Source organism: Mycolicibacter sinensis (assembly GCF_001667375.1).
Lineage (GTDB): Bacteria > Actinomycetota > Actinomycetes > Mycobacteriales > Mycobacteriaceae > Mycobacterium > Mycobacterium sinense_A.
Map to the genome: position 1 here is coordinate 13,062 of NZ_LZIN01000073.1, position 23,305 is coordinate 36,366.

Consider the following 23,305-nt stretch of genomic DNA (forward strand, 5'->3'; position numbering starts at 1 on the left):
CTTCGTGCTGTATCTACTGCAGGTCTTTGAGTGCCGCGGCGAGCTCGGCGCCGGTCATCGGCTCGCGCGCTGCCACGAAGATGGTGTCATCCCCGGCGATGGTGCCGACGACGTACGGTAGCGCGGCCCGGTCCAGGGCACTGGCCAGGTAGTCCGCCGCGCCGGGCGGGGTGCGCAGCACCGCGAGGTTTCCGGTCGCGTCGGTGGACACCAGCAGCTCCCCCAGCAGCCGGCACAGCCGGTCGGTGCCGCCGGACAGGCGCATCGGGTTGCCGTCCTCGGGGATAACGTACCCGCCGACTCCTCCATCGGGACCGCGCAGCTTCACCGCGCCGAGTTCCTCCAGGTCCCGCGACAGCGTGGCCTGGGTGACCTCGATGCCGTCGGCGGCCAGCAGCGCGGCCAGCTCGGTCTGGCTGCGCACCGCTTCGGCGGACAGCAGCTCCCGGATGCGGGCTTGGCGGCCCACCCGGGTGACGGAGCTGTCCGACCGGCTCATCGTGACCGTTCCAGCAACCACACCAGCAGCGCCTTCTGTGCGTGCAGCCGGTTCTCGGCCTCGTCCCACACCGCGCTGCGCGGCCCGTCGATCACCGCGTCGGTGATCTCGTCGCCGCGATGCGCCGGAAGGCAGTGCAGCACAGTGACTTCCGAATCAGCGAGCGTGACAAGTTCATCGTTGATCTGGTAGGGCCGAAACGGCGCCACCCGGTCCAGCCCATCGTCTTCTTGGCCCATCGAGGTCCAGGTGTCGGTGACCAGCACATCGGCGCCGCGAGCCGCCTGGGCCGCATCGGTGGTGACGGTGACCGAAGCGCCGGTGTCGGCGGCGCGCTGCTCCGCGGCGGCGACGACGGCGGGGTCGGGTGTGAAGCCGTCCGGTGCGGCGACGGTGACGTGCAGTCCGGCGGTGACGCCGCCGAGCATCAGCGAGTGCGCCATGTTGTTGGCCCCGTCACCGAGGTAGGCCAGGTTCAGGCCTTTGAGTGCACCCTTGCGTTCGGCGACGGTCTGGAGGTCGGCCAGCACCTGGCAGGGGTGGAATTCGTCGGAGAGCGCGTTGACGATCGGCACCGTGGCGCTGGTGGCCATTGCGGTCAGGCGGTCCTGGGCGAAGGTGCGCCACACGATGGCGTCGACGTAGCGCGACAACACCCGCCCGGTGTCCTCGAGGGTTTCGTCGCGGCCCAGCTGGGTGGACCGGCCGTCGACGACGACGGCGTGCCCGCCCAGTTGAGCGATGCCGATCTCGAAGGAGAACCGGGTGCGGGTGGAGTTCTTGTCGAAGATCACCGCGACCCCGCGCGGCCCCTCCAGCGGCCGGCGGCTGAACGGCTGCGCTTTCAGTTCGGCTGCCAAAGACAGGATTTCGGCTTGCTCGGCCGGGCTGACGTCGTCGTCGCGCAGGAAGTGCCGGATCATTGCGCGGCCACCTGCGCGGTGTCCAGCACCTGTGGCAGCGCGGTCAGGAAACCGTCGACCTGCTCTTCGGTGACGATCAGCGGCGGGGCCAGCCGCACCACGCCCGGCGCGGCGGCGTTGACCAGGAACCCGGCGTCCCGTGCCGCGGCCTCAACGGCTTTGGCCGCCGGCGCGGTCAGCACCACGCCCTGCAGCAGGCCCTTGCCGCGGACGTGGTCGACCAGCGGATGGTGCAGTTCCTCGATGCCGTGGCTCAGTGACTTGCCGAGCATTCCGGCCCGGGCGATCAGATCCCCGTCGGCCAGCGCCCGCAGCACTCCCAGCGCGGCCGCGGTGCAAATCGGGTTGCCACCGAAGGTGCTGCCGTGGGCGCCCGGGGTCAGCAGGTCGCCGGCCGCGCCGACGGCCAGGCAGGAGCCGATCGGCAGGCCACCGCCGAGGCCCTTGGCCAGCGTGACGATGTCGGGGGTGATGCCGTCGTGCTGGTGGGCGTAGAACGCCCCGGTGCGCCCGACGCCGGTCTGCACCTCATCGAACACCAGCAGTGCCCCGTGGGCGGCGGTGATACCACGGGCCTCGGCCAGGTAACCGGCGGGCGGGACGACGACGCCGCCCTCGCCCATGATCGGTTCCAGGAAGACCGCCGCGGTGGCCGAATCGACGGCGTCGGCAAGCGCTTTGGTGTCCCCGTACGGCACGAAGGTGATCTCGCCGGGCAGCGGCTCGAACGGGGCCCGCTTGTCGGGCTGGCCGGTCAACGCCAGCGATCCCATGGTCCGGCCGTGGAATGCTCCTTGGGCGGCAACGATCTTCGTCTTCCCGGTGAGCCGGGTGATCTTGAAGGCCGCCTCGTTGGCCTCGGCGCCGGAGTTGCAGAAGAAGACGCGAGCGGGCGCCCCCAGGTGGTCGATCAGCGCTTCGGCCAGCGCAATACCCGGTTCGGTGGCATACAGATTCGAGGTGTGCCCCAGGGTGTTCAGCTGGCTGGTGACGGCCTCGATCACCGCCGGGTGCCGGTGGCCGAGCACGTTGACCGCGATGCCGCCGAGCAGGTCGAGGTAGCTCTTACCGGACTCGTCGGTGACCATCGCGCCCTCACCGCTGACCAGCGCCAGCGGCGGCGTGCCGTAGTTGTTCATCATCACCGCGGACCAGCGGTCCTGGAGGGTCATGCGTTCACCACCTTGGTTCCGGTGCCGGCGTGGGTGAACAACTCGACCAGCACGCAGTGTTCGACCCGGCCGTCGATGATGTGGGCGCTGGGCACCCCGCCCCGAACGGCACGCAGGCAGGCTTCGACTTTGGGAATCATCCCGGATTCCAGTTTCGGCAGCAGCTGCTCCAAGGTCGTGGTGTCGATCTCGCTGATCAGCGAATCGGTGTCGGGCCACGCGGTGTAGAGCCCTTCGACGTCGGTGAGCATCAGCAGCTTCTCGGCCCGTAGAGCTTCGGCGAGCGCGGCCGCGGCGGTGTCGGCGTTGATGTTGTGCACTACGCCGTCGGCGTCCGGCGCCAGCGTGGAGACCACCGGAATCCGGCCCGCGGCAATCAGATCCCGTACCGCGGCGGTGTTGACCTGGTCGACGTCGCCGACCAGCCCGATGTCGGTGGCGACCCCGTCGACGGTGACGCTGCGCCGCACCGCGGTGAACAGCGCGGCGTCCTCACCGGTGATGCCGACGGCGTAAGGCCCGTGGGCGTTGATCAGCCCGACGAGTTCCCGGCCCACCTGGCCGAACAGCACCATGCGCGCCACGTCGAGCACTTCCGGTGTGGTGACCCGGAATCCGCCTTTGAAGTCGCCTTCGATGCCGAGCCGCTTGAGCATGGCACTGATCTGCGGGCCGCCGCCGTGCACCACCACCGGCTGGATACCGCAGTTGAGCAGGAAGGCCATGTCGGCCGCGAAGGCGTACTTGAGGGTGTCGTCGGTCATCGCGTTACCGCCGTATTTGATGACGACGATCTTGCCGTGCAGCTGCTGGAGCCAGGGCAGCGCTTCGGCCAGCACCTGGGCCTTGTCGTGTGTGGTCAGTTCGATCATGAGGAATACGCGGAGTTCTCTTCGACGTAGGCGTGCGAAAGGTCGGTGGTGCGCACGCTGGCGTGTGCGGTGCCCTGGTTCAGCTCGACGGTGACGTGGATGTCCGCGCCGGACAGGTCGACGTCACGCGCACCCGGCATCGGCATGCCCTCGCTGAACACCGGGGAACCGTTGAAGGACACCGTGACCCGGTCCGGGTCGATGGTGAACGGCACCATTCCCACCGCGGCCAGCACCCGGCCCCAGTTCGGGTCGGAACCGAACAGCGCGGTCTTGACCAGGCTGTCGCGGGCGATGCACCGGGCGGCCAGCAGCGCCTCGTCGTCGCTGCCGGCCCCGGTGACGGTGATCGTCACCCGCTTGGTGACGCCTTCGGCGTCCGCCTGCATCTGAGCGCACAGGTCGTCGCAGGCGGCCAGCACCGCGGCGTCGAGATCGTCCTGGCTGGGGGTGATCTCGCTGGCGCCCGATGCCAGCAGCAGCACCGTGTCGTTGGTGGAGCAGCTGCCGTCGATGTCGAGGCGGTCGAAGGTCAGGGCGGCGGCCCGGCGCAGCGCGGTGTCGAGTGCGGTCGCGTCGGCCTTGGCGTCGGTGGTGAGCACCACCAGCATGGTGGCCAGCGAGGGGGCCAGCATGCCGGCGCCTTTCGCCATCCCGCCCAGGGTCCAGTTGTTCTTGTGGTGCACCGCAACCTGTTTGATCACCGTGTCGGTGGTCATGATCGCCCGGGCGGCTTCGTCGCCGCCGACCAGTCCCCCGGCCATCTCGTGCACCACCTCGGTGACCCCGGCCAGCAGCTTGTCCATCGGCAGCCGATCGCCGATCAGCCCGGTGGAGCAGACCGCCACCTCGGCGGCCCCGGTGTCGGTGCCCCACTCGCTCAGCGCGGCGGCGACGGCTTCGGCGGTGGTGTGGGTGTCTTGGAAACCACCGGGCCCGGTGCAGGCATTGGCGCCCCCGGAGTTGAGGATCACCGCCCGCAGCCGGCCGCTCTTGAGCGCCTGTTGGCTCCACAGCACCGGCGCCGCCTTGACCTGGTTGCTGGTGAACAGCCCGGCGGCGGTGTAGTCCGGCCCCTCGTTGAACACCAGCGCCAGGTCCGGCGCGCCGGAAGCCTTGATACCGGCGGCGATTCCGGCCGCCCGGAAACCCGCGGGTGCGGTGACACCCTGCTCGCGAAGCAGCCGCGTCTCGGTCACGGCGCCACCCCGACCACGGACAGTCCCTCGGCCTCCGGCCAGCCCAGCGCCAGGTTCATCGCCTGTACCGCGGCGCCGCCGGTGCCCTTGACCAGGTTGTCGATCGCGGAGATCGCGATGAACGTCGAGGCGTCTTCGTCCACGGCGATCGCCAGGTGGGCGGCGTTGCTGCCGATCACCGAGCCGGTCTTGGGCAGCTGGCCCTCCGGGAGCAGATGCACGAACGGCTCGGCCTGGTAGGCCTTTTCGTAGGCGGCGCGCAGCTTCGGCAGCGGGGTGGTGGTTTTGGCCGTGCAGGTGGCCAGGATCCCCCGGGAGGCCGGGATCAGCACCGGGATGAAGGAGACGGTGACGTCGCGGTGGGTGACCGCTCGCAGGCCCTGGCCGATCTCCGGGGTGTGCCGGTGGGCGCCGCCGATGTTGTAGGCGCGCGCCGACCCGATCACCTCCGAGCCGAGCAGATCGACCTTGGCGGCCTTGCCGGCGCCGGAGGTGCCGCTGACCGCGACCACCGTGACGTCGGATTCGACCAGGCCGGCGGCGACGGCCGGGAACAGCGCCAGCAGCGCCGCGGTCGGGTAGCAGCCCGGCACCGCGATGCGCCGGGCGTCCTTGAGCTGCTCGCGTACCCCGGGCAGCTCCGGCAGCCCGTAGGGCCAGGTGCCGGCGTGCGCGGAGCCGTAGAAGCGTTCCCAATCGGTCGGGTCGCCCAGCCGGAAGTCCGCGCCGCAGTCCACCACCAGGGTGTCGTCGTCGAGCTGTTCGGCCAGCATGGCCGAATGTCCGTGCGGCAGGCCGAGAAACACCACGTCGTGGCCGGCCAGGACATCGACCTCGGTCGGCTGGAGCACCCGGTTGGCCAGCGGCATCAGGTTGGGGTGCTGCTCGCCCATGGTGCTGCCGGCGTTGCCGGCGGCGGTCAGCGCCCCGATGGTCATCCGGCCGTCGGCATAGGCGGGGTGCCCCAGCAGCAGTCGCAGGATCTCACCGCCGGCGTACCCGCTGGCACCGGCTACCGCTACCTTGATCGCTTTGGTCACCGCGTGATTCTGCATGATTATGCGCGCAGACGCAAATTCATTACACGGGCTGCGGGAGCGGACGTGGCGCAGGGTTACTGCGAAACGGCTGACTCCGTGGACTGGGAGCCTCGCTGCCCCGCATCGCGGTAGGCCTCCAGTAGCCGCAACCACACTTCGCTGATCGTCGGGAAGCACGGTACGGCATGCCAGAGCCGGCTGATCGGCACCCGGCCGGCGACGGCGATGGTGGCGGAGTGCAGCAATTCGGCGACGCCGGGGCCGACGAATGTGACACCGAGCAGATGTTCGTGATCGGCGTCGACCACCATCCGCGCCCGCCCGGTGTAGCCGTCGGCGTGCAGCTTAGCGCCCATCACCGCCTCGCCGATCTCGACGTCGACAACCCGCACCCGGTGCCCGGACTGCTGCGCCTGCTCGGCGGAGAGCCCGACCGCGGCGGCTTCGGGGTCGGTGAAGAACACCTGCGGGACGGCGTGCTGGTCGGCGGTGGCGGCATGTGCGCCCCAGGGGGCGGTGTCCAATGGCTTTCCGGCCGCCCGGGCGCCGATGGCGTCACCGGCGATGCGTGCCTGGTATTTGCCTTCGTGGGTCAGCAGAGCCCGGTGATTGGCATCGCCGCACGCGTACAGCCAGCCGTCGCTCACCGCGTTCACCCGGCAGGTGTCGTCGACGTCGAGCCAGTCGCCGGGCGTCAGGCCGACGGTCTCCAATCCGATGTCGTCGGTCAGGGGCGCGCGGCCCGTGGCAAACAGCACCTCGTCGACTTCGAACTCGCTGCCGTCGGTCAACTCCAGCCGTACCGGGCCGTCCGCGACCGGGCGACACAGCCGGACGACCGAAACGCCGGTGCGCAGCTCCACTCCCGCGTGGGTGAGCCCGCGAGCCACGTATTCGCCGACGAAGGACTCCATCCGCGGCAGCAGTCCCGAACCGCGAACCAACATCGTCACCGCGGCACCCAAACCCTGCCAGGCGGTGGCCATTTCGGCGCCCACTCCCCCGCCTCCGACGACGGCTAGGCGGCCCGGTACCGAACTGGAGTCGGTGGCTTCACGGTTGGTCCACGGCCGGGCCTCGGCCATGCCGGGCAGATCCGGGAGCGCTGCGCGGGTGCCGGTGCAGATCACCACGGCATGCCGGGCGGTGAACGTTATGACGTTGCCGCCGGGTGTGGTGACCGCCACCCGTCGTGGCCCGGCCAGGCGCCCGTGGCCCCGCACCAGCCTCGCGCCGATTCCGTTGATCCAGTCCGCCTGGCCGGCGTCGTCCCAGTCCCCCACATAGCGATTGCGGCGGCCGAAGACCTCGGTGGCATCGATCGAGGAGCTGACGGCCTGTCGTGCGCCGGCCACCTGGCGGGCATCGCTGAGTGCGAGCACCGGGCGCAGCAGGGCCTTGCTGGGAACGCAGGCCCAATAGGAACATTCGCCGCCGACGAGTTCGCGTTCGACGATGGCCACGGTCAATCCGGCGGCTCGGGCGCGGTCGGCGACGTTCTCGCCGACCGGTCCGGCCCCGAGTACGACGACGCCATAGGTTTCGGATTCGTGCATCGAGTCGACCCCCTCGAGGTTCCCGCTTGGTGGCGGTTGGCGCCTCTCAGCATGCCGGAGCACCGGGGTCCGCGATAGCCCGGCGAGTGTGCGCAGTTGCACGCTACGGCCCGGCGTGTCTTGTGCAAACACGCCCGCTCGTGGAAAAACGCGAGATGGCCTACCGCAGCGTGGCGCCGACGCGCTCGGCCGCGCACGCCACCGCCGCATCGCGAGCCGCACTGGCCTCGTCTTCGGTCAGGGTGCGATCGCTGGCCCGGAAGCGCAGCGCGAACGCCAGCGACTTGCGGCCGTCGGCGACCTGCGGGCCGGTGTAGACGTCGAAGAGGGCGATGTTCTCCAGCAGCTCGCCGGCGCCGTCGCGCACCGCGTCGGCCACCGACTGAGCGGGCACCTTCTCATCGACCACCAGCGCGACGTCCTGGAACACGGCCGGGAACGGCGAGACCCGCGGCGCCGGCAGCGACTGCGCGATCGGAATGGCGTCCAGATTCAGCTCGACCGCGCAGGTGCCCTTGGGCAGTCCGGCGCGTTCGACGACCGCCGGATGCAACTGGCCTGCGTGGCCGATCAGGGTCTCACCGATCAGCACCTCGGCGCAGCGGCCCGGATGCCATGGCAGGTACGCCCCAGACCGCAGGGTGACCTCGACACCGCTGGCGCGGGCGATGATGCGGGCCGCCTCGATGGCGTCGGCGGCCTCGACGGCCCGGCCCGGCCCCCAGGGGCCGCGGGGTTCGGCCAGGCCGGTCAGCGCGACGGCGATGTGTTGCGGCTGGCGAGGGAGGGCGCCGTCGATGCCGGCGATCTCGGCGTCGGTGGGACGACGATCCACCGCGACGACGCCGATGCTGCCGTCCGGGCCCCCCGACTGCACTACTTGAGCGATCGAGAACAGCGCGACGTCGTTGATGCCGCGGGACACGTTGCGCCCCAATGCTTCCAGTAGGCCAGGCAGCAGCGTGCTGGCCAGTTGCGGACGGTCGGCCTCCAGCGGGTTGAGCACCGAGACGGTGGCGCGGCGCGGGTCGTCGTCGGCGAGCCCCCAGGCGTCGAAGACCCCGGCGGGCAGAAACGGAGTGGTGAGCACCTCGACGTAGCCGGCCAGCGCCAGCGACTTGCCGATCGCGCGACGCCGCCGCTGGGTGTCGGTCAGGCCCCGCCCGGCCGGTGCGGCCGGCAGCACCGACGGGATGGACTCCAGCCCTTCCAGGCGCAGCACCTCCTCGACCAGGTCGGCGGGCTGACGCAGATCCGGGCGCCAACTGGGCGGGGTGACCGTCATGACGGCGCCGTCATCCCTTACCGCGCAGCCGATCTGGGTCAGCCGCCGCGCCGTGGTGCCGGCGGGATAGTCCACTCCGGCGGTGCGATCCGGCAGGTCGGCGGCGATCTCGATCGGCGCGGGGTTCCAGTGCTCGACGGGCGGGTCGCCGCGCCAGTCGGTCAAGGTGGGTTCGACGACTCCCCCGGCGATCTCGGCCAGCAACGCCGCGCAGCGATCCAGTACGGCCACCGAGATGGCCGGGTCGACGGAGCGTTCGTAGCGTCGGGCCGCCTCGCTGGGCAGATGCAGACGCCGCGCGGTCCGCGACACCGCAGCGGGATCCCAGATCGCGGCCTCCAGCAGCACGTCGGTGGAGTCGTCGCGCATTTCGGTGCTGCCCGAGCCCATCACGCCGCCGATGGCGGCGGTCGCGACGTCGTCGACGATCAGCACGTCGGCCGGGTCCAGCTTGCGTTCGATGTCGTCGAGGGTGGTGACGGTCTCGCCGGGGCGTGCGAACCGCACGCCGAATCCGCCGGTGATCCGCGCCCGGTCGTGGGCGTGCATCGGGTGGCCGAGTTCGAGCATCACGTAGTTGGTGGCGTCGACGGCCGGGGAGATCGCCCGGATGCCGCAGAGCAACAGCCGGCGCTGCAGCCACCACGGCGACACCGCCGCCGGGTCGATCCCGGTGACCGGACGCAGCGCGAAGCGGCGCACCCCGGTCTCCGGCTGCACGCTCAGCGGCCAGGCCTCGCCTTCGTTGGGCAGCGCCGGAACTGCGGCGGGGTCGGCGAAGTCGAGGTCCAGCGCGCACGCCAGATCGCGCGCCAGGCCCCGCACCGACATGCAGTAGCCGCGGTCCGGCGTGATGGCCAACTCGTACACCACATCGTCGAGGCCGAGCACCTCGGCGGCGTCGGCACCCGGTTCAGCGGTGCCCGCGGGGAGCACCAGGATGCCGGAATGATCAGTGCTCAGCCGTATTTCAGACGCCGAGCAGATCATCCCGTCGGAGGTGCGACCGTAGGTCTTGCGGGTGGCGATGGCGAAGTCACCGGGCAGCACCGCGCCGGGCAGCGCTACGGCCACCAGATCGCCGACCACGAAATTGGTGGCGCCGCAGACGATCTCCCGGGGCTTGCCTTCACCGACGTCGACACGGCAAGCCCGGATCGGCTTCTTGAACTCGGTGAGTTCCTCGATCTCGACAACCCGGCCGATCTTGAACGGCCCGGTGACCGGCCCCAGGGTGTGCACGCCTTCGACCTCGTGACCGACCCGCAGCAGGGCCTGCTCCAGGGCGTCGGCGGACAGATCGAATTCCGGTGCGCCCGCGGTCAGCGCCGCACGTAGCCAGCTGTAGGGAATGCGCATCAGGCGCCCGCCCCGAATGGCAGCGAGAACCGGACGTCGCCCTCGACCATGTCGCGCATGTCGGGAATGCCGTTGCGGAACTGCAGGGTTCGCTCCAGACCCATGCCGAACGCGAAGCCGGAGTACTCGGCCGGGTCGATACCGACGGCGCGCAACACGTTGGGATGCACCATCCCGCAGCCGCCCCATTCGACCCAGCCGGCGCCGCCCTTGCGGCCCTCGAACCAGATGTCGACCTCGGCGGACGGCTCGGTGAACGGGAAGAAGTGCGGCCGGATGCGGGTCTTGGCGGCCGGCCCGAACTCCGATTGCGCGAAGGCGTCCAGGGTGCCGCGCAGGTGCGCCATGGTCAGCCCACGGTCCACCGCCAGCCCCTCGACCTGGTGGAACACCGGGGTGTGGGTGGCGTCAAGCTCGTCGGTGCGGAAGGTGCGCCCGATCGAGACGACGTAGACCGGCAACTCCCGGGCCAGCAGGGCGCGGATCTGCACCGGGGAGGTGTGGGTACGCAGGAGTTGGCGCGAGCCGGCCGGGGCGATGTGGAAGGTGTCCTGGTCACTGCGCGCCGGATGGTCGACGGGAAAGTTCAGCGCGTCGAAGTTGAAATGCTCGGCTTCGACCTCGGGGCCCTCGACCATTTCCCAGCCCATCGCGATGAAGGTGTCGGCGACGTGTTCGGCCAGCATGGTGATGGGGTGGCGGGCGCCGACGGGCCGGCGCGCCGAGGGCAGCGTGACGTCGATGCTCTCGGCGGCCAACACGGCGGCGTCGCGTTCGGCGCGCAGGGCCGCCAGCCGCTCGTCGTAGGCGCGCTGGGCGTCGGTGCGGGCGGCGTTGACGCGCTTGCCGGCGTCGGCGCGGTCGGCCTTGTCCAGTTTGGCCAACGCCTGGCGGGCCAGGGCCAGCGGCGCCCGGTCACCGAGATGCTCGGTTTTGGCGTGCGCCAGTGCGTCCAGGTCGGCCGCCGCGCTGAAGGCGTCCTGCGCTGCCTGCAGCGCCGAATTCAGGGTCGCGTCGGAGACGACGGACGGGCCGACCGGTTGTTCGCCCACGCGACGAGACTCCCCTTACTGGCTGTGACTTGGGTTGAGACGCAAGCGTCGATCTTATCGACACGACGGCGAAAGCCCCGCACGTGGTGTGCGGGGCTTTCGGCCGGTGGTGTTAGCTACCCGTCTTGGGCTCGGCTCCCGCGCCGCCGGCGACGCCCTCGCCGCCGACCGTGGTGGTGGGCGCAGTCGGCTTGGGCGGCGTCACACCCTTCTCGGAACCGGATGAACCGCCGGTGCCGCCGCTTCCGCCCGATCCGCCCTTGATGCTGCCCACACCTTCGCCGCCATGGCCGCCGTCACCGCCGTCTCCGCCGTGGCCGGTGGTGCCGGTAGCGGTGCTGCTGCCACCGTTGCCGCCGTTTCCGCCGGCGCCGACGATGACGCCCTGGCCGTTGGTGGGTGCGGTGCCGCCACCCGCCAGGAGGTCGCCGGCGTCGCCGCCGGCACCGCCGGTGCCGCCGTTGCCCTTTTCGGTGTTGCCGCCGGCGCCGCCGACGCCACCGTTGTGAGCACGCCAGGTCGCGTCGCCGCTGTCACCGCCGGCGCCGCCGTTGCCACCGTCGCCCGTGGTGCCGGTGCCGCCCGCCCCGCCGTTGCCGCCGGTGCCACCGGAGCTGAACACGTTGCCGCCGCCGGTGCCATCAGCGCCGCTGCCGCCGGCACCGCCGTCACCACCGGTCTTTCCGCTGCCACCGGCACCGCCGTTCCCGCCGCTACCGCCGAAGTTCAGGATCTGGCCCTTGCCGGCCAGGTTGCCGTTGACGTCGTTCCAGCCGGCGGCGCCTTGTCCTTCGCCGCCGTTACCGCCGTTGCCGCCCACGCCGCTGGTGCTGGCACCACCGGCGCCGCCATTGCCGCCGCTGCCGCCGGTGATGGTGCCGTTCTCGCCGCCATTGCCGCCGTTGCCGCCTGCGCCGCCGTCGCCGCTGTCGCCGGCATCCTTGGCGCTGTCGGTGGCGGCGCCACCGGCCCCGCCGGCGCCACCGGTACCGGCCCAGATGACCCGGGAGCCGGCGTCCTCCGCGCCAGAGCCACCGGTGCCACCGTCGCCGCCCTTGCCGCCGTCGTAGTCGCCGCCAATGGACGCTCCACCGGCACCGCCGGCGCCACCGGCGCCGGAGACGCCCAGGATGGTGCCGGAGCCGAACTTGCCGGTGAATCCGTCGATGCCCCAGGTGCCGTCGGACTTCCAGCCGGTCGCGGTGCCGCCATTACCACCGGCCCCACCGTCGCCACCTTGGCCCATGCCGCTGACCGCTCCGCCCTTGCCGCCCGCGCCTCCGGCGCCGCCGTATTGGCTGCCGGCCTGGCCGTTGCCGCCGTCACCGCCGTTACCGCCATTGCCCGCCGTCGCGGCGCCGCCATTGCCGCCGGCACCGCCATTGCCGCCCTTGGTCAGGACGTTGGGATCGTTTCCGGCGGGCTTGTAAGCATCGCCGCCGTCACCACCGTTGCCGCCGCTGCCCTCGACGCTGCCACCGGCCCCGCCGTTACCACCGGCCCCGCCATTCCCGCCGAATGCCGGGTTATCGATGGTGGGACCGCCGCTGCCCGGCGCCGGCGGCTCGACGAAGCCGCCGCCGTTTCCACCATTGCCACCGTTGCCATTGGTGCCGCCCGTGCCGCCGTCACCGCCGGCGGCGCCGCTCGGGTGCAGGTGATCAGTGGCGTTGGCGCCGTCACCGCCGTTGCCGCCACGCACACCGCTGGAGTCGGCGACGCCTACGCCCTTCTCCCCCGCAGCCCCCTTTTCGCCGCCTGTGCCGCCGGTGCCTGCTGCGCCCCCGTCGCCGCCCTTGCCCACGGCGCCGGCGTTACCGGCGTTACCGCCCTTACCGCCCGAGCCGAAGCCGTACTGGCCCTTGTTGTCCCAGTTGCCGTTGGCGCCGTTACCACCGTTGCCGCCCGCGCCGCCGGCGCCGCCCTGGCCGCCGTCGCCGCCGGAACCGTTCACGCCCTTGGTGCCGGACGTCGAGGCGCCGCCGTTACCGCCCGCGCCGCCCTTGCCACCGTCGAAGCCGGCCCCGCCGTTACCGCCATTGCCGCCGGCACCGGTGCCACCGTTGTCAAAAGTACCGTCGGCGCCGTTGCTGCCGGTCAGGCCGTGATCGCCCTTGCCGCCCTCGCCGCCCTTGCCGCCGTTGCCGCCGTTGCCCGACTCGGAGGCACCACCGGCGCCACCGGCACCACCTGCGCCACCTGCGCTCTTGGAACCGTCGCCGCCGTCACCGCCGGCGCCGCCATTGCCGCCGTTGCCGGTCGTTCCAGTGCCACCGTCGCCACCGACGCCGCCCTCACCACCGTTGGCGCCGTCGCCGCCGTCGCCGCCGTTACCGCCGTGCGTGTGGGTGGCATCGGCGTCGGCCCCGTTACCACCGGCGCCACCAACGCTGGGGTCGACGGGCTTGCCGCCCTGAGCGCCTTGGGCGCCGTCGGTGGCGTCGGCGCCGCCGGCGGCGCCGCCCTTTCCACCGTTGCCGCCCGCGCCGTCGTTGCCGGCCTGGCCGCCATCACCGCCGGAGCCCAATTGGCCGTCTGCACCTTCATGGCTCCAGTCGCCGTCGGCGCCCTTACCGCCATCGCCGCCCGCGCCGCCAGCACCGCCGGCGCCGCCAGCCCCGCCGTTGCCGCTCTTTCCTGCGACGCTGGCCGTACCGCCACCCTTGGCTCCGGCTAGGCCACCAGCGCCGCCCTTGCCGCCGTCGTAGCCGTGGTTACCGGCCGTTCCGTCGCCGCCGTTGCCGGTTCCGCCGTTCTCGAAGCTGCCGGCTGCACCGTCGCCGCCCCTGGTCCCCTCGCTCCCGGCGCCGCCCGCGCCACCGACACCGCCGTTGCCGCCGTTGCCCGCCTCGGTGCCACCGACTCCACCGGTACCGCCCACACCACCGGTGCCGCCTTCGGCTCCCTCGTAGGCACCGCTGAGCCCACCAGCACCACCAGTGCCGCCCGTGCCGCCGTTGCCGACCTTGCCGCCGTCACCACCGGCACCACCGTTACCGCCGGTTCCGGCCCCGTGGTCCTCGTCGAACCCGGTACCACCGGCACCGCCGGTACCGCCGGTACCGCCATTGCCGGTGTCGCCGGCGTCGGCACCGGTGCCGCCGGCACCGCCGTTGCCGGCTGCGTAGTCGGCGGTGGCATCTGCCCCAGCGCCGCCGGTGCCACCCTGGCCGCCATTTCCAAGGGTTTCGCTGTTATCGACACCGGCCGCACCCTTGCTGCCGAACATCCCGCCGGTGCCGGCCGCGCCGCCCTTGCCTCCGAACCCGGCCTCGCCACCGTTACCGCCGGTGCCGCCGTTGAGGTGGGCCGCATCGCCCGCTGCGCCAGTACCGCCCTGGCCGCCCGCTCCGCCGATACCACCTGCACCGCCGGCACCGGCACCGCCGAGCATGGAGCTGGCGCTACCGCCCTTTCCGCCGTTGCCCCCGACGCCGCCCTTGTCGCCGACACCACCAATGCCGGTACCGCCATCGGCCCACGTGCCGGTGTCACCGGTCGCGCCAGTCACGCCCGCGCCACCGGCGCCGCCCGCACCGCCGATCCCGAACAGCCAGCCCATCGCGTCGCCGCCGTTGCCGCCGTTTGCGCCGATGCCACCGGCACCACCGGCGCCGCCGATGCCCATGATGGTGCCGCCGGCACCGCCGTCGCCGCCGTTTTGGCCGTCCCACCCGGCACCACCGGCGCCGCCGTTACCGAACAACCCGGCGGCACCGCCGTCACCAGGATCGACACCGTCCTCACCGGCGTAGCCGGCCCCGCCGGAACCGAACCAGATGCCGCCGGCATAGCCGTCGGCGTGCTCTGCGGTGCCGTCCGCACCGTCGCCGAGATAGATCTGACCCTCGGGCGCCCAGTCGTTGACCATGTTGACGAGCCAGGAGTTGGCCGGGTTCTCGATCCAGGCGTCGACGGCCGAGTACATCGGCTGATAGAACAGCGTGTTCCACATCGAGGTCAGGTCGAACGCGGCCGTCGTGTCGGCCATCCCCGGGTCGGCCGGGCTGAACCAGGAGCTGATATCCCAAGCGCTGGAGTCCCAGGCACTGCTGTCCCAGCCCACAGTGGAATCTGAGACCGGGTTGAACAGGTCGGTCAGCCAGTCAAAGTCGAGGTCGGCGTGCGCCGTGGGAGCCGCGGCCAGCGGGGCCATGCCGAACGCCAGGAAGGCCGCGACCGTGCTACCTGCACCGATCAGCCGATTGTTGGCCCTGCGCCCGCTGTTCCGACGCTGCTCCCGACCTGACATGATTCCCCGCTTCTGCACTGAAGACGACCTGTGTAGAACGCAACAAATTGTCGCGTGGTTCACGCAGACTATTCCAAGGAACGGAGTTCCTCCACTCGACTGAGTGAATCCAGCCGGGCCACAACGAAGTTAACGCGCGATTACTCAGCGGCCGGAGGCTCGCCGCGGACCGCCTTGAGCCGATACATCACCAGATCAGGCGGGACACCGCTGGACTTGGCCGCCAACACCTGCCGGCGAGCTCGCTTGACGACGACACCCAATCCGTCCAAGTCAGCCGGGTCGATGCGCTCGATCGTCGTCCCGGACACCACGATTCCGCCCTTGACAGCCCGCTCCATGACCCGGGCGGCGATGTTGACATCCACGCCGAGCCAGTCGTCGGCCAGCCGCTGCGGGCGGCCGGTGTGGATTCCGGCCCGCATCCGCGGGGTGAAGCCGTTGACCTCGACGGTTTCGATGGCTTCCTGAGCTTTTAGGACCGCGCTCACCGCGACCAGCGGATCACGGAACACGGCCATGAGCCCGTCGCCCATCCGTTTGACGATGCGGCCGCCGGCGTCCAGCAGCGGCGGTTCCACCGCCTGCGATACCCGCCGCAGCAGGGTAAGGGTTGCGTCGTCCCCGGACCGCAGCGACCACGTCGAGAAACCCACCAGGTCGGTGAAGACCAGCGTGGCCTCGGAGTTGGACGGCGCACGTGATATCCGCTCGTTCAGCGCCTGCCAGACCTGCAGGGCACCCAGGCTGACTTCGCGGGACGCCGCGGAGCGATCGCCCATCAGCCGGTCCGCGGCACGCGCGGCCGCCTGCGGTCCCCCGTCACCCGCGGTGGATAGCGGGTCGCCGAACTCGGGATCACCGGGCAGCGCCCGCCGCACCCGCCGCACCAGATCGATCACCCGGACGTCGTTGGTGGTGCGGTTCAACCAGGCCGCGGCCTCTTCAAGGGAGAAGGAACGGCGGCGACTCGGGGCGGGTTGTTCTTCTATCTCCACCACCTCCTCGAGCTCGTCAGCCTGCCGACCGACCGGCTCGAGGTCCATGCGCCTCAGCGTAGGTGGCGGTTGTGGCCACCGGCAACGGTAGCGGCACGTGGCACACGCCACGCTCGTCGACCAAGTCCGCGACGCGCCCTCGATACCGTAGACAACGCATGTTGTCACAATTATGGTTGTGTCAGGTTCGCCAGACAGGAGACGTGATGACCGTTACTCCGACCACGTCAGCCGAGCGGGTGTCCGAGCCCGCGGAGCAGAGTGCCCCCTTGCCGACCCCGCCCAAACCCGCAGCGGCCGTCGAACCCTTGACCTCCGATTCGCTGACCTGGAAGTACTTCGGGGACATCCGCACCGGCGTGATGGGCATGTGGATCGGTGCCATCGAGAACATGTACCCCGGCTTGGGCGCCGGGGTGCAGGAGCACTCCAGCCTGTGGCGTGAGCCGCTGCAGCGGGTCACCCGGTCGGTGTATCCGATCATGGGCGTGGTCTACGACGGGGCCCGCTCGCAGCACACCGGCGCGGCGATCCGCGACTACCACCGCGACATCAAGGGCACCGACGAGCAGGGCCGGCGCTATCACGCGCTGGACCCCGAGACCTTCTATTGGGCGCACGCGACGTTCTTCATGCTGATCATCAAGCTGGCCGAGTACTTCTGCGGCGGGCTGACCGAGGCCGAGAAGCACCAGCTCTTCGACGAGCACGTGCAGTGGTACCGGATGTACGGCATGAGCATGCGCCCGGTGCCCAAGACCTGGGAGGAGTTCTGCGAGTACTGGGACCGGGTCTGCGAAGAAGAGCTGGAGATGACGCCGGCCGCGCAGGGCATTTTGGACATGCGCATCCCCAAGCCGTGGTTCGTCATGATGCCCACCGGCGTGTGGGACCAGATGTTCAAGCCGATGCTGGGCGCCCAGCGCTGGATCGCCGCCGGGCTGTTCGAGCCGGTGGTGCGGGAGAAGGCCGGTCTGCGCTGGTCGGAGGGCGACGAGGTGCTGTTCCGGCTGATCGGCAAATTCAGCCAGCTCGCGTTCACCTTCGTCCCCGAAGAGATCCGGCTGCACCCGCGCGCCCTGGCCGGCTATCGCCGCGAGCAGGGCAAGATCGCCGCCGACGCCCCGCTGGAAGAGGCACCGTGGCACACCGCGCCGCCCAAGGACCGTCGCGCCAACGGGATGCACTACGTCCCGCCGCGGCGGATGAGCCTTATCGAGCGGGCCGGTTCGCTGGTGCACAGCACCTTCTCACTGGCCGGGGTACGTCCGCCGCGGCCGCGACCACGGCCGAAAGCCGCCTAGGATCTGCGCTGCGCTCGCGCGCTCTGATATAGGCAGATCGCTGCTGCCGCAGCGACATTCAGGCTCTCCGCGCCGCCGGCCATCGGGATCCGTATCCGATGGTCCGCAGCGGCTGCGGCGGCGGCCGGCAAGCCTTGGGCTTCCGGGCCGAACAGCCAGGCGGTGGGCCCCACCAGTACCGGATCGGCGTCGTCGAGGCACAGCTCGCCGTCCAGCGCCGTCGCCAGCACCTGCAGCCCCGCCTCCCCCAACGCCGCCATCACCGCGTCGGTGTCGGCGGCAACCACTACCGGGATGTTGAAGATGCTGCCCGCCGAGGAACGCAGGCACTTGCCGTTGTAGGGGTCGACGCTGTTGCCGGTCAAGACCACCAGCCCGGCTCCGGTGGCGTCGGCGATGCGGATCAGGGTGCCGGCGTTACCCGGCTCGCCGATTCCGACCGCCACGGCCACCAGCTGCGGCCCGTCGGCCAGTACGGCATGCAGGTCCGGCTCCGGAAGCGCACACACCGCAACCAGACCGGCCGGGGTTACGGTGTCGGACAACGCTTTTGCTGCCCGATCGCTCACCAGGTGCACCGGGGCCGACGCAGCGCCCAGCAGCTCGCCATGACGCTGCGCCGCCGACTCGGTGGCGAAGACTTCAACGAGCAGACCGCGACGGCTCGCAGCCTCGATCAGATTGGGACCCTCCGCCAGGAAGCGCTGCTCGCGCTTCCTGGCGACGTGCCGGTGCAGCTTGACCGCCGCGACCACGCGGGCCGAGCGCTCGGTCAGCATCGGCGCAGGGGTCAGGCGGCCTCGCCGGAGGGCGCGTTGACATCCTCGGGCAGCGCGGCTTTGGCGACCTCGACCAGCGCGGTGAACGCGGCCGCGTCGCTGACGGCGATCTCGGCGAGATTCTTGCGGTCCACCTCGACACCGGCGGCCTTGAGGCCCTGGATCAGGCGGTTGTAGGTGACGCCGTTGGCGCGGGCCGCCGCGTTGATCCGGGTGATCCACAGCTTGCGGAAGTCACCTTTGCGGGCACGACGGTCGCGGTAGGCGTAGGTCAGCGAGTGCAGCTGCTGCTCTTTGGCCTTGCGGTACAGGCGCGACCGCTGGCCGCGGTAGCCTTTCGAGGCCTTCAGGATGGTGCGACGCTTCTTCTGGGCATTGACTGCCCGCTTCACGCGTGCCATGGGGTGTTCCTACTCTCGTTGGGGCGTAAGGGATTTGCGTTGCGTAAAGCGGCTGTCAGCCGTTCAGCATCTTGTTGACGCGCTTGGCGTCGGCAGCGGCCACCTCGGTGCGCCCGGCCAGGCGGCGGGTGCGGGTGCTCGACTTGTGCTCGAGCAGGTGGCGACGGTTGGCCTTCTGCCGCACGATCTTGCCGGTGCCGGTGCGACGGAACCGCTTTGCAGCGCCACTGTGGGTTTTCGCCTTGGGCATGTTTCCTCAGTTCTGGTGTGGGGTCGTTATTCGGGTTTGGGCTCGGCCGCGTCCGCCGGGGCTTCCGGGGCGGGGGCGGGGGGCTTTGCGCCCGCGCCCGCATCTTCTGCGGCCTTGGCCCGGGTCTTCGCGCCGCGGTGCGGTGCCAGCACCATCGTCATGTTGCGCCCGTCCTGCTTGGCGGAGGTCTCGACGAAACCGTGCTCGGCCACGTCGGCGCCCAGTCGCTGCAGCAGGCGGTAGCCGAGCTCCGGCCGGGACTGTTCACGGCCGCGGAACATGATCGTCACCTTGACCTTCGCCCCGGCGTCGAGGAAGCGGACCACATGGCCCTTCTTCGTCTCGTAGTCGTGGGGGTCGATCTTGGGACGCAGCTTTTGTTCCTTGACGACGGTCTGCTGCTGGTTCTTGCGAGACTCGCGCTCCTTCTGGGCCGCCTCGTACTTGTACTTGCCGTAGTCCATGATCTTGCAAACCGGCGGTTTGGCGGTCGGGGCTACTTCGACGAGGTCGAGATCGGCATCCGCGGCGACGCGAAGCGCATCTTCGATGCGCACGATGCCTACCTGCTCCCCTCCCGGGCCGATCAATCGAACCTCAGGTACGCGAATGCGCTCGTTGACGCGGATCTCAGTGCTGATGGGACCTCCCTGGGTAGTCTTTCGGTCGCGGCCGCCGCAGTGCTCGTCCGGACGCAGCGGCGGAAGAAACCACCCACCAGCAAAAAAGCCCTGCACGAAGCAGGGCCCGATACCGACCGATCGCGACCCGATAGCATCAGGCCGCCTGCGCGGTGCGCAGAGCAGGCGGTTCGCACCGCCTGCGACCGGACCACTGCGCCTACGGATTGCTCCTCGGCGAGTGGTGGGAGGGAACTCCACTTGCAGTCCTGGCGTACACCGGGACGGTCGCGGCACACAGTCTAGCAGCAGTTCCGCATTCCACTAGCCGCGGTGTTTCGGCCGCGGATCGGCCTCACATCGTTTTCCCGGTTTGACTGCATATTCTCCCGGGCTATGACGCTGACTGGGCCATCCAAGCCGGGCTTGCGCCGGCGCTCGACCTCGCGGTTCCGCTGGGTGCCCGCGACCGCCGCCTGGGCCGTCGGCACCGCCGCCACGCTGTCGCTGCTGGCGAGCATGTCCCCGGTGATCCGCTGGGTTATCCGGGTGCCGCGCGAATTCATCGACAAGTACCTGTTCAACTTCCCCGACACGAGTCTGGCCTGGGCTTTCGTGCTGGGACTGCTGGCCGCGGCGCTCAGCGCACGCAAGCGCATCGCCTGGTGGCTGCTGATCGCCAACCTGCTGGTCGCCGGCGGCTGGAACGTCAGTCGCCTGGTGTCGGGAAGCGCCGACCGACTGCAGGCCGTCAGCGGCGTCGCGGGCCTGGCCCTGCACGCCGCCGCGCTGGTGGTGCTGGTGTTGGCCCGCGGCGAGTTCTGGGCCAAGGTGCGGCGCGGCGCCCTGCTCAAGTCCTCCGCGACGCTGCTGGCCGGCTGGGCGGTGGCGATCCTGCTGTGCTGGGGGCTTATCGAGATGTTCCCCGGGACCGTCGAGCGGCCGTGGCGACTGCCCTACGTGGTGAACCGGGTGGTCGGCTTCGCGCTGCTGGAACCGGATTTCTTCCCCGGCAAGCCCGACTTCGGGCTCAAAGCGCTGTGCGGGCTGCTCGGGGCGCTGGCTCTGATCATCGCGGCCATCGTGCTGTTTCTGTCCCAGCGCGCCGACAACGCGCTGACCGGCCAGGACGAGTCGGCGATCCGCGGCCTGCTCGAGCAGTACGGCCAGAACGACTCGCTGGGCTACTTCGCAACCCGCCGGGACAAGTCGGTGGTGTTCGCCCCCAACGGGCGCGCCGCCATCACCTACCGGGTCGAGGTGGGCGTCTGCCTGGCCAGCGGCGACCCGGTCGGCGACCCGCGGGCGTGGCCGCAGGCCATCACCGCCTGGCTGCACATCTGCCAGGACTACGGCTGGGCGCCCGGCGTGATGGGCGCCAGCTTCGCCGGTGCGCAGGCCTTCCGCGACGCCGGCCTGAGCGCCCTCGAGCTGGGCGACGAGGCGATCCTGCGGACCTCGGAGTTCAAGCTGTCCGGCCCGGACATGCGGGGAGTGCGCCAGGCGGTGACCCGGGCCCGCCGGTCGGGGCTGGCGGTGCGGATGCGCCGGCACGGCGACATCGACGCCGACGAGATGGCCCGGGTGATAGAGCGCGCCGACGCCTGGCGCGACACCGAATCCGAGCGCGGCTTCTCGATGGCGCTGGGCCGCCTCGGCGACCCGGCCGACCTCGACTGCCTGCTGGTCGAGGCGGTGCGCGTCGACCCCCGAGCCGGCTCACAAAGCGGCGAGGTGGTGGCGATGCTGTCGCTGGTGCCGTGGGGGCGCACCGGGGTGTCGCTGGATCTGATGCGCCGCTCACCGCAGTCACCCAACGGCACCATCGAGCTGATGGTCAGCGAACTGGCGCTGCAGGCCGCCACCATCGGCGTCAGCCGTATCTCGCTGAACTTCGCGATGTTCCGCGCCGCCTTCGAGCAAGGCGCGCAGCTGGGCGCCGGTCCGGTGTTGCGGGCGTGGCGGCGGCTGTTGATGTTCTTCTCCCGCTGGTGGCAATTGGAGACGCTCTACCGCTCGAACATGAAGTATCAGCCGGAGTGGGTGCCGCGGTACGCCTGCTACGAGGATGCCCGGCTGATCCCCCGCGTCGGTGTGGCGTCGGTGATCGCCGAAGGGTTTCTGGTGCTGCCGTTCTCCCGGCGCAACGAGCAGCACACCGGACACCACCCGTCGGTGCCCGCAGCGGTGGCCGCCACCGGGCGCCTACACGCCGACGGCAGCGCCCCCGATGCCGATATCACCGCGGGGGCCGAGTCCGCCGCAGCGTTCGCCCGGCTTCCCGAGCAGGTCCGGGTACGAATGGCTAAGTTGAAATCGTTGCAGGACAACGGCGTTGATGCCTACCCGGTGGGCGTACCGCCCAGTCACACCGCCGCCCACGCGTTGCAGTGCGGCACCGACGAGACCGTCTCGGTGGCCGGGCGGGTGCTGCGGATGCGCGACTACGGCGGCGTGCTGTTCGCCCAGTTGCGCGACTGGTCGGGCGAAGTCCAGCTGCTGCTGGACAACTCGGTTCTGGCCGCAGTCGGCGAGGCACGGGCCGCGGACTTCGGCTCGACGGTCGATCTGGGCGACCTGATCGAGGCGACCGGCCGGATGGGCCACAGCCGCACCGGGACGCCTTCACTGCTGGTGTCGCACTGGCGGCTGGTCGGCAAGTGCCTGCGCCCTTTGCCCGACAAGTGGAAGGGACTGACCGACCCCGAGGCCCGGGTGCGGACCCGTTATGTGGACCTGGCGATCAACGCCGAGGCGCGGGAGCTCATCACCGCCCGCAGCAACGTGCTGCGCTCCATCCGGGACACCTTGTTCGCCAAGGGATTCCTGGAGGTCGAAACCCCGATCCTGCAGCCGCTGCACGGCGGAGCCAATGCCCGCCCGTTCGTCACCCACATCAACGCCTACGACCTCGACCTGTACCTGCGGATCGCCCCGGAGCTCTACCTCAAACGGCTCTGTGTGGGCGGGGTGGAGCGAGTGTTCGAGCTGGGCCGGGCGTTTCGCAACGAAGGCGTGGACTTCAGCCACAATCCGGAGTTCACCCTGCTGGAGGCTTATCAGGCCCATGCCGACTACCTCGGCTGGATCGACGGGGCGCGCGAGCTGATCCAGAACGCCGCGGTGGCGGCCAACGGTGCGCCGGTGGTGCTGCGGCCGGGACCCGGCGGCGGGCTGGAAGCGGTCGACATCGCCGGGCAGTGGCCGGTACGTACCGTGCACGACGCGGTCTCAGAGGCGCTCGGCGTGCAGATCGATGCCGCCACCGACCTGGGCACCCTGCGCCGGTTGTGCGACGGCGCCGGCGTCCACTATCTGCGGCAGTGGGATGCCGGCGCGGTGGTGCTCGAACTCTACGAACACCTGGTCGAGGCCCGCACCGAACGGCCCACCTTCTACACCGACTTCCCCACCTCGGTGTCGCCGCTGACCCGGCCGCACCGCAGCAAGCCCGGGGTGGCCGAGCGGTGGGACCTGGTGGCCTGGGGTGTCGAGCTGGGCACCGCCTACAGCGAGCTCACCGACCCGGTGGAACAACGCCGCCGGCTGCACCAGCAGTCGCTGTTGGCCGCCGGCGGCGACGTCGAAGCCATGGAACTCGACGAGGACTTCCTGGAGGCCATGGAGTACGCGATGCCCCCGACCGGCGGGCTGGGGATGGGCGTCGACCGGGTCGTCATGCTCATCACCGGCCACAGCATCCGCGCCACGCTGCCGTTCCCGTTGGCCAAGCCGCGCTGAGCG

17 protein-coding genes are annotated in these 23,305 nt (G+C 70.7%); 2 read left to right on the forward strand and 15 right to left on the reverse strand.

The genetic code is table 11. From position 1 onward, the window contains the following. Positions 1-13: 13 nt before the first annotated feature. From A5771_RS14340 to A5771_RS14390, 11 genes are all read right to left on the reverse strand, one after another. Positions 14-499: an arginine repressor gene (locus A5771_RS14340; RefSeq protein ID WP_064855883.1), complete on the reverse strand. Its 486-nt coding sequence runs from the start codon at positions 497-499 to the stop codon at positions 14-16. After that, on the reverse strand, positions 496-1,422 hold the full coding sequence (gene argF, locus A5771_RS14345) for an ornithine carbamoyltransferase (RefSeq protein WP_064855884.1): 927 nt from the start codon (positions 1,420-1,422) through the stop codon (positions 496-498). Before argF ends, A5771_RS14340 begins: the two co-directional genes overlap by 4 nt. After that, a complete protein-coding gene (locus A5771_RS14350) occupies positions 1,419-2,594 on the reverse strand; it encodes an acetylornithine transaminase (protein ID WP_064855885.1) in 1,176 nt (391 codons plus the stop codon). Before A5771_RS14350 ends, argF begins: the two co-directional genes overlap by 4 nt. After that, a complete protein-coding gene (gene argB / locus A5771_RS14355) occupies positions 2,591-3,466 on the reverse strand; it encodes an acetylglutamate kinase (protein ID WP_064855886.1) in 876 nt (291 codons plus the stop codon). Before argB ends, A5771_RS14350 begins: the two co-directional genes overlap by 4 nt. Then, positions 3,463-4,665, reverse strand: coding sequence for a bifunctional glutamate N-acetyltransferase/amino-acid acetyltransferase ArgJ (gene argJ, locus A5771_RS14360; RefSeq protein ID WP_064855887.1), 1,203 nt, complete (start codon positions 4,663-4,665; stop codon positions 3,463-3,465). Before argJ ends, argB begins: the two co-directional genes overlap by 4 nt. Then, positions 4,662-5,720 carry an N-acetyl-gamma-glutamyl-phosphate reductase gene (argC, locus tag A5771_RS14365; protein WP_064855888.1) on the reverse strand — a complete coding sequence of 353 codons (1,059 nt, stop codon included), beginning with the start codon at positions 5,718-5,720 and terminating at the stop codon, positions 4,662-4,664. Before argC ends, argJ begins: the two co-directional genes overlap by 4 nt. 59 nt (positions 5,721-5,779) lie before the next feature. Then, a complete protein-coding gene (locus A5771_RS14370; protein WP_064855889.1) occupies positions 5,780-7,261 on the reverse strand; it encodes a dihydrolipoyl dehydrogenase family protein in 1,482 nt (493 codons plus the stop codon). Between the two features lie 160 nt (positions 7,262-7,421). Continuing rightward, complete coding sequence (gene pheT / locus A5771_RS14375; RefSeq protein WP_064855890.1) at positions 7,422-9,905, reverse strand: phenylalanine--tRNA ligase subunit beta; 2,484 nt, start codon at positions 9,903-9,905, stop codon at positions 7,422-7,424. Next, complete coding sequence (pheS, locus tag A5771_RS14380) at positions 9,905-10,957, reverse strand: phenylalanine--tRNA ligase subunit alpha (protein WP_064855891.1); 1,053 nt, start codon at positions 10,955-10,957, stop codon at positions 9,905-9,907. Before pheS ends, pheT begins: the two co-directional genes overlap by 1 nt. Positions 10,958-11,069: 112 nt before the next feature. After that, positions 11,070-15,209 carry a PGRS repeat-containing protein gene (locus tag A5771_RS24450; protein WP_064855892.1) on the reverse strand — a complete coding sequence of 1,380 codons (4,140 nt, stop codon included), beginning with the start codon at positions 15,207-15,209 and terminating at the stop codon, positions 11,070-11,072. A 140-nt stretch (positions 15,210-15,349) separates the two neighbouring features. Then, positions 15,350-16,255, reverse strand: coding sequence for an adenylate/guanylate cyclase domain-containing protein (locus A5771_RS14390; RefSeq protein ID WP_082947231.1), 906 nt, complete (start codon positions 16,253-16,255; stop codon positions 15,350-15,352). A gap of 158 nt (positions 16,256-16,413) precedes the next feature. Here A5771_RS14390 and A5771_RS14395 point away from each other — a divergent pair, with 158 nt between their 5' ends. Further along, positions 16,414-17,511 carry an oxygenase MpaB family protein gene (locus A5771_RS14395; RefSeq protein WP_109401142.1) on the forward strand — a complete coding sequence of 366 codons (1,098 nt, stop codon included), beginning with the start codon at positions 16,414-16,416 and terminating at the stop codon, positions 17,509-17,511. On the opposite strand, the gene A5771_RS14400 is transcribed toward A5771_RS14395, so the two are convergent. Genes A5771_RS14400 through infC form a run of 4 tightly spaced genes read right to left on the reverse strand, consistent with a single transcriptional unit; the run spans position 17,508 to position 19,639 of the window. Then, positions 17,508-18,290, reverse strand: coding sequence for a TrmH family RNA methyltransferase (locus A5771_RS14400; protein ID WP_064855893.1), 783 nt, complete (start codon positions 18,288-18,290; stop codon positions 17,508-17,510). The two genes, A5771_RS14395 and A5771_RS14400, sit on opposite strands and share 4 nt — an antisense overlap. An 11-nt stretch (positions 18,291-18,301) precedes the next feature. Further along, positions 18,302-18,691 (reverse strand): 50S ribosomal protein L20, encoded by a 390-nt coding sequence (gene rplT, locus A5771_RS14405; RefSeq protein ID WP_013828758.1) that lies wholly within the window; start codon positions 18,689-18,691, stop codon positions 18,302-18,304. A gap of 55 nt (positions 18,692-18,746) precedes the next feature. Continuing rightward, positions 18,747-18,941: a 50S ribosomal protein L35 gene (rpmI, locus tag A5771_RS14410; protein ID WP_064855894.1), complete on the reverse strand. Its 195-nt coding sequence runs from the start codon at positions 18,939-18,941 to the stop codon at positions 18,747-18,749. Positions 18,942-18,967: 26 nt separating this feature from the next. After that, a complete protein-coding gene (gene infC, locus A5771_RS14415; RefSeq protein ID WP_082947242.1) occupies positions 18,968-19,639 on the reverse strand; it encodes a translation initiation factor IF-3 in 672 nt (223 codons plus the stop codon). A 318-nt stretch (positions 19,640-19,957) separates the two neighbouring features. Between infC and lysX the strand changes: the two genes are divergently transcribed. Further along, positions 19,958-23,302, forward strand: a complete 3,345-nt coding sequence (gene lysX / locus A5771_RS14420; protein ID WP_064855896.1) for a bifunctional lysylphosphatidylglycerol synthetase/lysine--tRNA ligase LysX — start codon at positions 19,958-19,960, stop codon at positions 23,300-23,302. The last annotated feature ends 3 nt before the right edge of the window (positions 23,303-23,305 follow it).

Bases quoted from the DNA above. Each gene is read 5' to 3' on its own strand.
- A5771_RS14390 (WP_082947231.1), bottom strand. From the start codon at position 16,255: ATGGACCTCGAGCCGGTCGGTCGGCAGGCTGACGAGCTCGAGGAGGTG.
- argB (WP_064855886.1), bottom strand. From the start codon at position 3,466: ATGATCGAACTGACCACACACGACAAGGCCCAGGTGCTGGCCGAAGCG.
- A5771_RS14370 (WP_064855889.1), bottom strand. From the start codon at position 7,261: ATGCACGAATCCGAAACCTATGGCGTCGTCGTACTCGGGGCCGGACCG.
- lysX (WP_064855896.1), top strand. From the start codon at position 19,958: ATGACGCTGACTGGGCCATCCAAGCCGGGCTTGCGCCGGCGCTCGACC.
- rpmI (WP_064855894.1), bottom strand. From the start codon at position 18,941: ATGCCCAAGGCGAAAACCCACAGTGGCGCTGCAAAGCGGTTCCGTCGC.
- A5771_RS14340 (WP_064855883.1), bottom strand. From the start codon at position 499: ATGAGCCGGTCGGACAGCTCCGTCACCCGGGTGGGCCGCCAAGCCCGC.
- A5771_RS14400 (WP_064855893.1), bottom strand. From the start codon at position 18,290: ATGCTGACCGAGCGCTCGGCCCGCGTGGTCGCGGCGGTCAAGCTGCAC.
- rplT (WP_013828758.1), bottom strand. From the start codon at position 18,691: ATGGCACGCGTGAAGCGGGCAGTCAATGCCCAGAAGAAGCGTCGCACC.
- A5771_RS14395 (WP_109401142.1), top strand. From the start codon at position 16,414: ATGACCGTTACTCCGACCACGTCAGCCGAGCGGGTGTCCGAGCCCGCG.
- argC (WP_064855888.1), bottom strand. From the start codon at position 5,720: ATGCAGAATCACGCGGTGACCAAAGCGATCAAGGTAGCGGTAGCCGGT.
- A5771_RS24450 (WP_064855892.1), bottom strand. From the start codon at position 15,209: ATGTCAGGTCGGGAGCAGCGTCGGAACAGCGGGCGCAGGGCCAACAAT.
- A5771_RS14350 (WP_064855885.1), bottom strand. From the start codon at position 2,594: ATGACCCTCCAGGACCGCTGGTCCGCGGTGATGATGAACAACTACGGC.
- pheT (WP_064855890.1), bottom strand. From the start codon at position 9,905: ATGCGCATTCCCTACAGCTGGCTACGTGCGGCGCTGACCGCGGGCGCA.
- argF (WP_064855884.1), bottom strand. From the start codon at position 1,422: ATGATCCGGCACTTCCTGCGCGACGACGACGTCAGCCCGGCCGAGCAA.